This is a genomic window from Pseudobythopirellula maris (assembly GCF_007859945.1).
Lineage (GTDB): Bacteria > Planctomycetota > Planctomycetia > Pirellulales > Lacipirellulaceae > Pseudobythopirellula > Pseudobythopirellula maris.
This window is the reverse complement of sequence record NZ_SJPQ01000002.1, coordinates 338177-351912: the sequence shown is the minus strand read 5'-3', so window position 1 is coordinate 351912 and position 13736 is coordinate 338177. Positions and strand designations below refer to the sequence as shown.

The following is a 13736-nucleotide window of genomic DNA, read 5'->3' as shown; positions in this document are numbered from 1 at the left end:
ATTCTCCCTCCCCCCCTATACGCCCCAGCGAGGACCCCGAGTGCCTGGCGCCTGTGTGATTGGCCTCCAATGGGGCGACGAAGCGAAGGGCAAGATCGTTGACTTGCTCACTCCCCGCCACGATTTCGTGGTCCGCTACCAAGGGGGCGCCAACGCCGGCCACACGGTCGTTGTTGGCAAAGAGGTCTACAAGCTCTCGCTGCTGCCCAGCGGCGTGCTCACCCCCGGCGTGACGAGCGTCATCGCCGGCGGCGTGGTCATCAACCCCGTCAAGGCGATCGAGGAGCTCGACGAGCTCGCCGGCCGTGGCGTCGAGGGGCTCGACAAGAACCTCAAGATCAGCGGCCGCGCGCACGTGATCTTCCCGTGGCACTTCGCCGAGGACCGGGCGCTCGACGCGAACACCTCCGACGGCGAGAACATCGGCACCACGCAGCGCGGCATCGGCCCGTGCTACCGCGACAAGGTCGCCCGTTCGCACGCCATTCGGTTCGACGACCTGTACCGCGACGACCTCGCCCAACGCATCGCGCACATCGTGGCGGAGAAGAACGTGGTGCTCGCGGCGATCGACAAGTCGGGCACGTTCGAGCCGCTCGACCCGGCGGCGATCTACGAGGAGTACCGCGGCTACGCCGAACGTCTCAAGTCGCACCTGTGCGACACGACGACGATGCTGCTCGACGCGGCCGAGGCGGGCAAGAAGATCTTGTTCGAGGGCGCCCAGGGGGCGCTGCTCGACGTGGACCACGGCACATACCCGTTCGTGACGAGCAGCAACTCGAGCGGCGTGGGCATCTGCAACGGCTCGGGCTTGCCGGCCCGCTACGTGAACCACACGCTCGGCGTGGTGAAGGCCTACAGCACGCGCGTGGGCGGCGGTCCGTTCCCCACCGAGCAAGACAACGACCAGGGCCAGCAGCTCCGCGACCAGGGCAACGAGTACGGCACGGTGACCAAACGGCCGCGGCGTTGCGGCTGGCTCGACACGGTGGCGGTGCGCTACACGGCCCGCCTGGGCGGCGCCGACGCCATCGCGGTGATGCTGCTCGACGTGCTGAGCGGCTTTGACGAGATCAAGATCTGCAACGCCTACGAGCTCGACGGCGAGCAAACCCGCAACTTCCCGAGCCACGTGGACGACGTCCGCCGTGTGAAGCCGATTTACGAGTCGCTGCCGGGCTGGAGCGAAGACCTGACCGCCTGCAAGTCGATCGACGAGCTGCCGGCCAACGCCCGTGGCTATCTCGACCGGGTCGCCGAGCTGGTCGAGCGGCCGGTGGAGCTGGTGTCGGTCGGCCCGGGACGCGATCAGTCGATCCTGGTGGGCGACCCGCCGCTGCTTTATGAGGCGATTGGGTGAACGTGGGGTGAGCACTGAGGGGCTAGGAGTTAGGGGTTAGGGGCTAGGGAAGTGGATGCGGCTTTGCCGCACTCGGTTGCCCAGAGCTTCGTCCCGCGCTAGACGTCTCGCTTTGCTTACGCGCCAGATCGGAATCGCAACTCCCTAGCCCCTAACTCCTAGCCCCTCCCCTATGCCGTCCTCCGCCGCCACGGACGACCTCGCCAAGCGGCTCGCCGCGCTGCCGAGTGAGCGCTGGCCGCGGCACATCGCCATCATCATGGATGGCAACGGGCGTTGGGCTCAGCGGCAGGGGATGCCGCGGGTCGAGGGGCACAACCGGGGCGGCGGCGTCGTGCGGGCGATCACGCGCGAGTGCGCCCGGCTGGGACACATCGAGCAGCTCACACTCTATTGCCTGTCGAGCGAGAACTGGAAGCGGCCCGCCGAGGAGCTCGCCTTCCTCATGCAGTTGCTCAAGTCCTACTTGGTCGATGAGCGACCGATCATGATGGAGGACAACGTGCGGGTTGGCATGATCGGCCGCCGTGAGGGGATCCCCGACGACGCCCTTGAGGAGCTTGACCGCACGGTCGCATTGAGCGCCGAAAACACCGGCCTGCGGCTCAACCTGGCGATCAACTACGGCGGTCGCGGCGAGATCGCCGACGCCGTGCGGTCGATCGCGGGCGAGGTCGCCGCGGGCGGCTTGCAGCCCGACCAGATCGATGAGGGCATGATCGCTCGCAACCTCTACACCGCGGGGGCAGCCGATCCCGACTTGCTGATCCGCACGGCCGGCGAGATGCGCATCAGCAACTTCTTGTTGTGGCAGATCAGCTACGCCGAGATCTGGGTCACCGACCGCTGCTGGCCCGACTTCGACGAAGGCGCCCTGCACGAGGCGATTATCGACTACGCCTCGCGCGAACGCCGCTTCGGCGGGCTGAGCTCCGTTAGCTCTTAGCGATTAGCCGTTAGCTATTGGCTGTTAGCCATGGGCGCATCCCCCAACGGCATTGCTAGCGGTTATGATAGTGCAGAACGAACAGGCTTCAGCTTGCTCGCTAACAGCTAATAGCCAACAGCCCCCAACCGCCAGCGTCCGCTCCTTTGCTCAGCTCTCGAATCATCCTTGGCGTTGCTCTGGTTGGCGTGTTGTACGCGCTGGCTTGGCTCGACCTGAGGGCCGACCGGCCCGGGGTGGTGCTGCTGCCGCTCGCGCTCGTTGGCTCGGCCTTGGCGGCGGGCGAGCTGGTGCGGGTGTTTGAGAATTCCGCCCAACCGGGGCTGCCCGCGGGCCACAAGGGCCGGGCGGCCGACGCGGCGCCCCGTCGGCGGGTGGTGCTCGCCGCCACCGTGCTCGTTGTCCTGGTCAGCGCCACGCCGATGCTTTGGCTCGAGTACCCCAAAGAGACCGTTGTCGGCCGGGCGGGGTGGGTCGGCCTTGGGCTGGCGATCGCCGGGATGGTGGTGTTTGTCGAGGAGATGGTCCGCTACGCCGGCCCCGGCGCCGCCTCGACCCGGTTGGCCCGATCGGTGTTTACGGTCGCCTACGCCGGCGGGCTGATGGGATTCGTCGCGCAGCTGAGGCTGCTTGCCGGCGGCGTGTGGGACGCCGACGGGCGTTGGGGCATGGTCGCGTTGCTCTCGCTGATCGTGGTGGTGAAGATGGACGACACCGGCGCGTACTTCGCCGGTCGCGCCCTGGGGCGGCACAAGATGACGCCGATCCTCAGCCCCGGTAAAACCTGGGAGGGCGCCCTGGGGGGCTTCGCCCTGTCGGCCGTGGGCGCGATGATCGCCCTCGGGCCGCTGGCGCACGCGTTGGGCTGCGACTCTACGCGGGGGTTCTGGACCTGGCTGGGGGGCTGCCTGCTGTACGCCTTGCTGGTCGGCGCCGCCGGCATGGCGGGCGACTTGGCGGTCTCGTTGCTTAAGCGCGACGCCCAGCTGAAGAACTCCAGCACCTGGATGCCCGGTTTCGGCGGCGTGCTCGACCTGCTGGACTCGATCTTGTTCGCCGCTCCCGTGGCGTACTTCCTGTGGATCGCACGCATTGTCGGTCCTTAATCGTGGGCCTTAGATCGTGGGGGCACGCAGCGACCGATGGCCGGGTGATCCGTGCGATCGACACAACCCCTTTGTTGGTAATAGGTTGTGATCCATGCCCGCGATGCGTGTGGTGATTGTCGGGTGTGGTCGGCTATAGTTGCGTATCGGAGTTTGACCCCTCAACGTTGCGGCTACCACGTCCGCAGCACACCGACTGGCCCCCCCGAGCCGAACGCAAGCGTCGGCCATTGAATGATCGAAGCGACCATCCCGGTTGGCGGTCCGGAACAGATCATCCTGATGTTCGGCGCAGCCGATCAGCACCTCCGCCGGATCCGCGAGTCCTTGCCGGCGAAGATCGCCACGCGTGACGGGCGGATCTTCTTGTCGGGAGACGAGCAGGCGGTGCTGCAAGCCACGGCCGTGTTCGAGCGTCTGAAGCAGGCGATCGCGTCGGAGGGCGCGCTCAAGCCCGAGCAAGTCACGGCCATCCTCGAAGAGGTGGTCGGCGGCAAGGCGCCCCCCGCTCCCAAGATGGCGGTCAAACGCCCCGGCGTGACCATCCGCCCCCGGACCGACGGCCAGGCGGCCTACGTCGAAGCGATCCGCTCGCACGAGCTGATCTTCAGCTCCGGCCCCGCCGGCACGGGCAAGACGTTTCTCGCCGTGGCGGCTGCGGTCGAGGCGATGGCCGACAATCAGATCCGCAAGATCGTGCTCGTGCGGCCCGCCGTCGAGGCGGGCGAGAGCCTCGGCTTCTTGCCGGGCGACTTGCAGGCGAAGATCAATCCCTATCTCCGCCCGCTGCTCGACGCGTTGGGCGACATGATGGATTACGAGCAGCTCAAACGCTACACGGCCGACGACGTGATCGAGGTGGCACCGCTCGCCTACATGCGCGGCCGGACGCTCAACAACGCCTTTGTCATCATGGACGAGGCGCAGAACTCGACCGTCGCTCAGATGAAGATGTTCCTCACCCGCTTGGGCGCCGGCTCGAAGATGCTGGTCACCGGCGACACGACCCAGGTCGACCTGCCCAAGCACACCCGCAGCGGCCTGACCGACGCGATCAGCCGCCTGCGAGGAATCGATGGCGTGGCGTGCGTGACGCTGGGCAAAGAAGACATCGTCCGTCACCGCCTGGTCAACGACATCGTCAAGGCGTACGACCAGGGCCAACAGGGATAAGCCAGGTACAACAGGGATAAGCCAGGTACAACGGGAACCAACCAGAGCCGCGTGGCCGCACCAACCAACAACCCGCCCGCCCCCCGACGCACACGCAGCCAGCGTGTCGCGACGGTCGAGCTACCCCCCGGCCCGCTCGAGGCGGCCTGGATGAACCTGCAGCGCGGCGCCGTGCTCGTGAGGCTCGCACTTTGCTTGCTCACGGCGATCGCCCTGCTGGCGATCACCCGCGGCTGGGAACCGCCGCGCGACTACCGCCTCGGCATGGCGCCGAAACGCGACCTGACGGCCCGCGTCGAATTCAAGCAGCCCGATCGGGCGGCGACACGCGAGGCCCGCGCCACGGCGCGTCGTTTCGCCGAGGCCGTATACGACCACGACCCGATGGAGCTGCTGCAGCTCAAGTCGACGCTGCTCAACGAGGTGACCGAGCTGGCCGGCGCCGAGAGCTACGAGACGGTCGACCGCAACATGTGGGCGCTCTACACCCCGCCCCGCGCCGAGGGGACCCCCGCGCCCACGGCGGAGGAAGAGGCCAAACAGTTCGAGCGGTTCAAGGCCGCGCTCGGCGGCGAGGAGGCCCAGAACGCGCTGCAGGCGGCGCTCGACGAGGCCTTCGCCCCGCTCGTGCGTCAGGGCCTGCTCGACACGCAGCCCACCGAGGCGAACTCCGAACGGATCGCCGTCCGCACCTCCGGCAAGGAGGGGTTCGAGACGATCGTCCCCGTGCGCGAGGTGCTCGTCGAGAACGCCCGCAACGACCTGAAGAACGCCCTCGACCAGAAGGTGGCCAACCTCGAGGTCGCCCAGCGACTGTTCGCCTGGGTGCGGCCCCAGTTGCCGATCACCCTCAAGCTCAACCGCGAGGCGACCCGCGAATCGCAAGACCGCCGCGCCGAGGAGGTCGAGGAGCAGTACAAGATCTACGACCGCGGCGCCCGGCTCGCCGAGGCGGGCAAGCCGCTCGGCGAGACCGCGATCGAGTTGCTCGACATCGAGCACGAGGCGTGGGTCACCCGCCGCGGCTGGGGCTCGCGCATCAACCGCGCGTTCGCCACGCTCGGGTTGTACCTGGCGATGTTCACGCTGTGCGGTTTCTATGTCTGCCGGTTCGACAAGCGGATCGTCGCCCAGTTGCCGCGATTGCTCACGGTCCTGACGCTGGTGCTGCTGACGATCGGCGCGATGATGCTCACCCGCAGCCAAGAATGGCGCGCCGAGGTGATCCCGCTGATGCTGTTCGGAATGACAATCGCCATCGCTTACCGGCAAGAGACCGCGCTCTTGATGTCGGCCGCCCTCACGCTCGTGTCGGCCGTCGCCTCGAACCACGAGTTGTCGGTCGCCGTGCTGATGCTGGCCCCCACGGCGGGGGCGATCATCGTGCTCGACTCGGTCCGCACGCGCAGCAAGCTGCTGCTGGTCGGTTTTGTGGCGGCGCTCGTCGCGTTCTTGACGACCGTCGGCGTCGGCGTGCTCGACGGCGCGCCGTACGACCTGATCTTCAAGCAGGCGCTGATGATGGCGCTGTGGTCGGTGATCGCCGGCTCGCTGATGACCTGTCTGCTCCCGCTGGTCGAGCGGGTGTTCGGCGTGCAGACCGACCTGAGCCTGATCGAGCTGGGCGACCCGGCCCACCCGCTCTTGCAGGAGCTCATCCGCCGCGCACCGGGCTCGTACAACCACTCGATCACGGTCGCCTCGCTCGCCGAGGCGGCGGCCGAGTCGATCGGCGCCCGCGGCCTGCTGGTGCGTGTGGGGGCTTACTTTCACGACATCGGCAAGATGCTCAAGCCGGGCTACTTCATCGAGAACCAGTCGAGCGGCCAGAACCAGCACGACACGCTCGTGCCGGCGATGAGCACGCTGGTGATCATCGCCCACGTGAAAGACGGCGCCGACCTCGCCCGGCAGAACCACCTGCCCGAGTGCATCATCGACTTCATCCAGCAGCACCACGGCACGACGCTCGTCGAGTATTTCTACCGCCAAGCGGCCGCGAAGAAGGGCGAGGGGGACAGCGAGATCGACGAGTCGTCCTTCCGCTACCCCGGCCCCAAGCCGCAGACCAAGGAGGCCGCCGTGCTGATGATCGCCGACGCGGTCGAGAGCGCCAGCCGCACCCTGGTCGAGCCGACCCCGGCACGCATCGAGAGCCTCGTCGAAGACCTCACCCGCAAGCGGCTCGACGACGGCCAGTTCGAGGAGTGCAACCTCACACTCGAAGAGCTGCGCAAGATCGGCGACAGCCTGGTCAAGTCGCTCACCGCCGTCTACCACGGCCGCGTGAAGTACCCCGACCAAGTGACCGCCTGACCCCCGCACCCCCATGATGGATATCACGGTAACGAACCAGCAGCAGACGTTGCGGATCGACGAGCCCCGGCTCGCCGACGCCGCGCGGTCCGTGCTCGTCGACGCCGGCTACGGCGAGGGCGAGCTCAGCATCGCCGTGGTGACCGACCCGGAGATCCACGAGCTCAACCGCCGCTCGCTCGACCACGACTACCCGACCGACGTGCTCAGCTTCTGCCTCGACGAGGCGCCGGGCCGGCTGGAGGGCGAGGTCGTTGTCAGCGCCGACACCGCCGTCACCAACGCCGCCGAGTACGGCATGGCGCCCGAGGACGAGCTGCTGCTGTACGTCGTTCACGGCGCGCTGCACCTCGCGGGCCTGGGCGACAAGTCGGACGATCAAACGCGTGAGATGCGGGCCGCCGAGACGCGCTACATGCAGCGGTTCGGCGTCCGTTTGCCGTCAGCCCCCGCCGAGCCATCGGCGGCCGGCGCCGCGACGCCCAGCCGAGGAGAGGGGCCCCCCCTGTGACCGACGACCCGCTGCTATGGATCGGGCTGGGGACCATGGCGCTCGCCTCGCTGATGGCGATCGGCGCCCGCTCCGCACGCGAGTTCTCTCGCCACGATCTGCACGAGCTCTGCGTCCGCAAAGGCCGCGCGGGCCGTTTTTCCGAGATCCTCGCCCGCCACGAAGAGGTCGCCCTCACGCTCGAGACCCGGGTCGTGGTGCTCACCTCGGTGAGTGTCGCCGCGCTCGGCTGCTCGGGTTACGACTGGCTCCGCGAGAGCGGCGCGGTCGGCCGTTTGCTGCTGGTGCTGCTGATCGGTCTGGTCATCGGGCTGGCGTCGGCCCCGCTGCGGACCTGGATCCCGTGGTCGGTCTCGCGCCTGGGGGCCGCCTCGTTCTTGTTCCACACCTGGTGGATGTGGCGCGTGCTCGACACGGCCGCCTCGCCCCTCAGGTCGATCGCTCATCTGATCGACGCCCTGCTGCACCGCGCCGCGGGCAAGACGCCGACCTCACTCAACGAGGAGACGCTCGAAGAAGAGATCCGCACGATCGTCAACGAGGGGCACCGCGAGGGGCTCCTCGAGGAGGACGCCCGCGAGATGATCGAGGGCGTCATGGAGCTGGCCGACGCCGACGTCGCCGAGATCATGACGCCGCGGACCGACATGCACATGATCCACGTCGACATGACGTGGGACGAGATGCTCACCGACATCACGGAGTTCGGCCACACCCGCGTGCCGGCCTACGGCGAGTCGCGCGACGACATCTTCGGCGTGGTCTACGTCAAAGACCTGTTGCCCGAACTGGCCAAGGGCCCGGGCGAGCCGCGCAGCACGATCCGCGAGCTGGCCCGCAAGGCGGTCTTCGTGCCGCAGACCAAGAAGGTCAACGACCTGTTGGAGATGTTCCAGCAGATGCGCACCCACATCGCCATCGTGCTCGACGAGTACGGCGGCGTGTCGGGCCTGGTGACGATCGAGGACGCGCTGGAGGAGATCGTCGGCGAGATCGTCGATGAGTACGACGAGGACGTCGAGGTCGAGATCCTCACGCTCGGCCCGGGCGTGTGCGAGGCGGTCGGCCGCGCCCACGTCGACGAGATCAACCAGGCGATGGGCCTCGAGCTGCCCGAGGGGCAAGACTACGACACGATCGCCGGATTCGTCTTCTCCGAGTTCGGCCGCCTGCCCACGAGCGGCGAGTCGCTGGTGTGGCAAGGCAGCGTGCGGCTGACGGTCCTCGAGGCCCGCCGCCGCCGCATCGAACGCGTGCGACTCGAACGCGTCGACGAGAACCACGCCGAGGGCGCGCCGCGCGAGAGCGCTTAGGCTCGAATGGACAGGATCACGGGATCAAGAAGGGATCGACGTGATCTTAACGGGACGGGCCCTATAGATCCTGTCGGGCGCCGAGCCCAGCTTCGGCAGTGATCGACGGGATTATTCATCCCGTCGAACCCTCTTGTATCCCGTGATCCTGTCCGCTTCTCCCGTCAGCCGACGGCCAGCTCGGTCTCGACAACGTGCATACACGACGTCCACAGGCGATTCGCATGCCTCGGAGCGGCCGATCGGCTTAAAAAAGCGTAGCGGCCGGCCGCACGCCGAATTAGGATAGGCCCACGAGTCGGCCCCTCCCCTCGTCGAACAATGCAACGAGCGATCTCGAGAAGAACTCACGTCCCTTGGAGACAGGAGACCAACGCGATGCGATACAAAACAGTGGTTGCCGCGGTTCTTGCCATTTTCGGGTTCGGCAATGCGTGCCCCGGCACGCCCCTGCGCCCCGGTGATTTCTTGTCGCTCGGTCCGCTCCCCGCGGGCGGCTTTGAGATCGACACCGACGCGCTCACCTTCGGCGGCGCGGCGGGCGGGGTTCTGCACACTCAAGGGGGCGGCGCGCCCGACATCGCCGTCTTTGTGTTCGACGGCGGCGGCGTGCTCGCGAGCGGCGACAACATCACGGTCACCGGCGGCAACGCCCTGGCGCTGCTGTTCCAGGGCTCGGCGACCTTGGCAGGGACCATCGACGTGAGCGGCGCCAACGGTCTGGACGCGATCCAGAATGTCGTCACGGGCATCGGCGGCTCGGGCGTGGCGGGCGGCGGCCGGGGGGGCAACGGTGGCCCCTTCAGTTCCGGACAAGACGGCGTCGGCCCCGGGCGCGGCGTTGCTGGGTCCAGCAGCGCCTCGGTCAGCGGCGTCGGGTCGGGCGCGGGAGCAGGATTCGGAACGATGGGAGGGCAAGGCGGCGCCGGCGTCACCACCCGGGAGGGGGGCGCGCCCTACGGCGACCCTCTCCGCGATCTGCTCTTCGCCGGCAGCGGCGGGGGCGGGGGCGGCGGACAAAGCAACCAGCGACTCGGCGGCGGCGGCGGCGCGGGGGGCGGCGCCCTTGAGATCGGCGCGCAGACTTCGCTCGGGTTCGTGGGGGCGACGATCCTCGCCAACGGCGGCGACGGCGCCAACGGCTTCGCCGACGGCGGCGGCGGCAGCGGCGGCGCGATCGTGCTGCACGGATTCGAGGTCTCCGTGGACCTCAACTCGCTGATCCAAGCCAGCGGCGGCGTCGGCGGCGAGGTTCCCAACATGGGCGGGTGCGGCGGCGCCGGACGGATCGAGATCCTCCATCACCCGGATGGCGAATTCGTCGATCTCGGCGTCATCGAAGCCCATGCGGGCGCCGCCGGCGACTGCGTCGACGGCGAGCCCGTCCTCACCATTTCGGCCGATGTGGGAGTGCCCGAGCCGAGCGGCCTTGCGACGGCGGTGCTCTTGCTGGGTCTGGGCGGGCGCCGGCTGGGCCCTGGCGGGCGCCGAGCGGCGCGTTCGGAGTGAGCCGCTCCGATCCGAAGGGACAGGACCACAAGATTAATAAGCATCGACTGGACCTGATTGGTTCTTGTCGATTCTGTGATCCTGTCCGCTTCTCCCGTCAGCCGACGGCCAGCTCGGCCTCGACGACGTTCTCGGCGAAACCGCGGTAGGCCTCGCCGACCTGCTTGGCCATCGAGTCGGGCCAGAGATGGAAATCGCCCGCGGCGAGCGCCGCGACGATCCCCTCGCCCACCAAGCTCGGCGGCTCGGCGATGTCGTGGAAGCCGGCGTTGTCGCCCATGTCGGTGTCGATCGGGCCGGGGTGGACGCTCAGCACCTGTGTGCCTTGCTCTTCGAGCAACCGGCGGAGCGCCTGCGTCACCGAGTACGAGGCCGCCTTGCTCGCGCAGTAGGTCGTGAAGGGCGGGAAGCTCATCAGCGACGCCACCGAGTTGAGCTGCACCAACGCCCCGCCGCCGTTCGCCTTGAGGACCGGTGCGAAAGCCTGCGCCACGCGCACCAGGCCGTAGACGTTCACCTCGAACTCAAAGGCGAGGTTCTCCAGGGCGTCCGCGTCGAGCGCGGTCGAGGTCTTCAGCACGCCGGCGTTGTTGACGACCACCTGCACGTCGCTCGCGGCCTCGGCCGCCGCGGTGATCGTCTCCGGCTTCGTCAGGTCGATCTCGACCGGCGTGACCCGCTCGCCATGCTCGGCGACGAGCGGCTCGGCCGACTCGACCGAGCGGACCGCCGCGTACACCTTCTTGGCGCCGTGCGCCAGCACGGCCTCGACGATCGCCTTGCCGATGCCGCGGTTGGCGCCGGTGACCAGCACGGTCTTTCCCTCGATGTCGTAACCCATTTCTGTTTCCTGTGTTGAGGTTGGCGGCGGCCGCGGGTGCCGAGGCCGCCGCTCGGGTCTGCCGCCTGGTGGTTTCGACTCCCGTTACGGGCGGCTGGCGGGGGTGGTTCTGGTGTCGTTGAAAATATATTCAATAAATAGGGCGGGGCCCCCTAATGACTCGTCCAATAGAGGGTTAGAGCGGTATTCGAATTGGTGTGGACGAGCGGGGAAGCGATTGGCGGCGTGGCGAGGAAGCCGAAGCAGGCAATGCGGTGCATTGTCGATGCAGGCTGACGAAGCCATGACGCCGATCGCGAGCCGAGCGTCTACACCTATGAGCAAACCGCTCTAAGAGGGGGCCAGCGATTGCCACGCACCATCGTCGAGCTCGACGGTCCCCTCGCCCTGCAGCTCGGCGGCCCGGTGGGCGATCCGCGCCTTCAGGCCGCGTTGGTCGAGGGTCAGCCGGGCGTCGTCGACCTGGGAAAGCAGTTCCAGGGCCCGGCCCGGCCGGCTGAGTTCGACCACGCAGATCTGCGCCAGCTTGAGCCGCAGCGCCGGGGCGTGCTCGGGGTCGAGCTCGATCAGCCGCGCCATGTACGGCGCCGAATCGCCCCAGTGCTTCTCGGCGTGCAGCCCGCGGACGAGGGCCCGCAGGTCGTCGACCCCGAGCTCCAGCCCTTGGCCGACCTCCTGCATCTTCCGGCAGAGCGTGAGCGCGGCGAGCGGGGCGCCGTTCTTCAGGTAGAGGCGCCACTGTTCGAGGGCGCCGGCGAGCTGGGCGTCGTCTTTCTTCTTCTTGCGTTTGTCGAGCGCCTTGAGTTTCTTTTGCACCTGCTTGGGGTCGTTCTCGTCGACACGGTTCTGGTAGTGGAACAGGTCCCAGCCCTCGCAGTCGACCAGCTTCCAGTGGAGCATCGCCACGCCGATCGGGAAGCCAACCGCCGCCCCGGCCAGGTGCAGCAGGCTCGACGCGGCGCCGGCGCCCCCAAGCATGGCGAGCAGCATGTCGAGGCCGACGTAGAACGCCGCGACCATGGCCACCGGAACCTCGAAGGTTCCCACGATGAAACGGAAGTAGAACCAGAAGAAGTAGAAGAAGCTGATCTCATTGGCGGGCGCCCAAACGATGGCGATCGCCATGACGCCGTAGATCGCCGAAGAGGCCCCCAGCGATCCCGTGCCAACGGCGCCAAAGGGGAGCATCACCAGCTGTTCGATCGCCCCCTCGATGATGCAGATGCCAAGGTACAGCGACAGGAACTTCCACCAGCCGAGCTTGCCCTCGACGATCAGACCGAACACCCAAAGGAAGGCCATGTTGTACAACAGGTGGCCGGGGCCGGCATGGCTGAAGTGGGCGCCGACCCACTGGGCCGGGTGCAGCCCGTCGCCGTACATCAGCACCCACGGGCCGGCGGGCGTTAGCTCACCGGTGACCATGCCGACGAAGACCGCCACGTTCGCCACGATCAGCCCCACCGTGGCGTACGGCCAGTGGTAGATCGGGGCGTCGGCGCTGCAAGGGAAGAACATGGGACGATTTCCGAAAGGTTGGGCCGGAGAGTCAGTCGCCTGGCAGGACCTGGATCTCCACCTTGCGGAAGTCGATCTCGGCGCCCTCGGCCTGCAGGGCGAGGTAGCCGGAGGTGATCGGCCGGCCCGCGACGAACTCCTCGGGAGCGTAATGCGCGACGACACCGCCGCCGATCTCCGGCCGCTCGTACTCGAGCGCCTTCTCGCCGTTCACGAAGTGGGTGAAATGGTTGCCGACCACTAGCGCCTCGCACCGCACCCAATCGCTGGGGGCGAAGGTCGGCCCGGTTGAGGGGAGGATGTGCCGCTTGTCGCGCTGGCCCTCGTACCAAACGTGCGTGCCGGGGGTGCAAACGTTGCCTGTGGCCCGCGGCTCGCCGTCGCCCAGGCCGGCCAGGAATTGCAATTCGACCGAGATCGGCCAATCTTGGTCTTTGAGAATCTTTCGCGGGCTTTGGGCGTGGAGCATCACCCCGCTGTTGAGCCGCGCGTAGTCGGGCGCCGAGCGGAAGAGCGGCTCGCCGACGAACCGGTACTCGACCGCCAGCCGGTAGTTTTCGAACGGCTCGTCGTAAAAAAGATGCCCGAACCGGCCGCCGAAATCGCCCTCGTCGTAGCGGTCGTACCGGACCTTGATCAGCCCCCCTTCCACGCGGAACGTGTCGCGGTAATTGTCGCCCAACTCGTGGTGGGAGAGCTTCACCAGCCAGCCGTCGAGATCCTCGCCGTTGAAAAGCTGCCGCCAGGGGGGCGACCCGGCGGCGGTAGGCTCGGCGTGCACGGCCGGAGCGGCGGCCGCCAGCAGCCACGCCATCGCCAGCACGGTTCTTCGGCGCAGTTTATTCACGGCGTGTTTCCCCCCTAGATGAGTCGGCCGGAAGCCCGGCCGTGGCTCGCGGTCGCCGCGCCGCCAAGCAGCGTCGTCGTCGACCGAGAGTGATTGTAGGACGGCCGCGGGGCCGCCAGCAACCATTTCACGCCACGCCGGAGCTCTCCCCAATCGAACTGAGCTGTGGGAGGCGTCTCCGACGCCGAAAACGCTGTTTCAGCCCGGAGACCCCACCCACAGTGACCCCTCACATAACAGGAATTAGACGCTTCCCACGACTTGGCCCGCTCGGGCGCCGCTGCCGAATAGGC

11 protein-coding genes are annotated in these 13736 nt (G+C 67.8%); 8 read left to right on the top strand and 3 right to left on the bottom strand.

Going from position 1 to position 13736, the window contains the following annotated elements; genetic code table 11:
* Positions 1-40: 40 nt before the first annotated feature.
* From Mal64_RS09150 to Mal64_RS19770, 8 genes are all read left to right on the top strand, one after another.
* Positions 41-1363 (top strand): adenylosuccinate synthase, encoded by a 1323-nt coding sequence (locus Mal64_RS09150; protein WP_146399365.1) that lies wholly within the window; start codon positions 41-43, stop codon positions 1361-1363.
* Between the two features lie 172 nt (positions 1364-1535).
* Complete coding sequence (locus Mal64_RS09145) at positions 1536-2309, top strand: isoprenyl transferase (RefSeq protein ID WP_146399363.1); 774 nt, start codon at positions 1536-1538, stop codon at positions 2307-2309.
* A 146-nt stretch (positions 2310-2455) separates the two neighbouring features.
* Positions 2456-3415 (top strand): phosphatidate cytidylyltransferase, encoded by a 960-nt coding sequence (locus Mal64_RS09140; protein WP_146399361.1) that lies wholly within the window; start codon positions 2456-2458, stop codon positions 3413-3415.
* 234 nt (positions 3416-3649) lie between these two features.
* A complete protein-coding gene (locus Mal64_RS09135) occupies positions 3650-4588 on the top strand; it encodes a PhoH family protein (protein ID WP_146399359.1) in 939 nt (312 codons plus the stop codon).
* Between the two features lie 51 nt (positions 4589-4639).
* Entirely contained in the window at positions 4640-6904 is a 2265-nt protein-coding gene (locus Mal64_RS09130) for an HD family phosphohydrolase (RefSeq protein WP_146399357.1), read from the top strand.
* A 16-nt stretch (positions 6905-6920) separates the two neighbouring features.
* Complete coding sequence (gene ybeY / locus Mal64_RS09125; protein WP_197525606.1) at positions 6921-7415, top strand: rRNA maturation RNase YbeY; 495 nt, start codon at positions 6921-6923, stop codon at positions 7413-7415.
* A complete protein-coding gene (locus tag Mal64_RS09120) occupies positions 7412-8728 on the top strand; it encodes a hemolysin family protein (protein WP_146399353.1) in 1317 nt (438 codons plus the stop codon). The genes ybeY and Mal64_RS09120 overlap by 4 nt, the downstream gene beginning before the upstream one ends.
* Positions 8729-9106: 378 nt before the next feature.
* Positions 9107-10237 (top strand): hypothetical protein, encoded by a 1131-nt coding sequence (locus Mal64_RS19770; protein ID WP_197525605.1) that lies wholly within the window; start codon positions 9107-9109, stop codon positions 10235-10237.
* A 97-nt stretch (positions 10238-10334) separates the two neighbouring features.
* On the opposite strand, the gene Mal64_RS09105 is transcribed toward Mal64_RS19770, so the two are convergent.
* From Mal64_RS09105 to Mal64_RS09095, 3 genes are all read right to left on the bottom strand, one after another.
* The gene (locus tag Mal64_RS09105) at positions 10335-11078 is read right to left on the bottom strand and encodes an SDR family oxidoreductase (RefSeq protein WP_146399347.1); all 744 of its coding nucleotides are present in this window, start codon (positions 11076-11078) and stop codon (positions 10335-10337) included.
* 330 nt (positions 11079-11408) lie between these two features.
* Complete coding sequence (locus Mal64_RS09100) at positions 11409-12596, bottom strand: rhomboid family intramembrane serine protease (protein ID WP_146399345.1); 1188 nt, start codon at positions 12594-12596, stop codon at positions 11409-11411.
* A gap of 31 nt (positions 12597-12627) precedes the next feature.
* Complete coding sequence (locus Mal64_RS09095; RefSeq protein ID WP_197525604.1) at positions 12628-13443, bottom strand: 3-keto-disaccharide hydrolase; 816 nt, start codon at positions 13441-13443, stop codon at positions 12628-12630.
* Between the last annotated feature and the right edge of the window lie 293 nt (positions 13444-13736).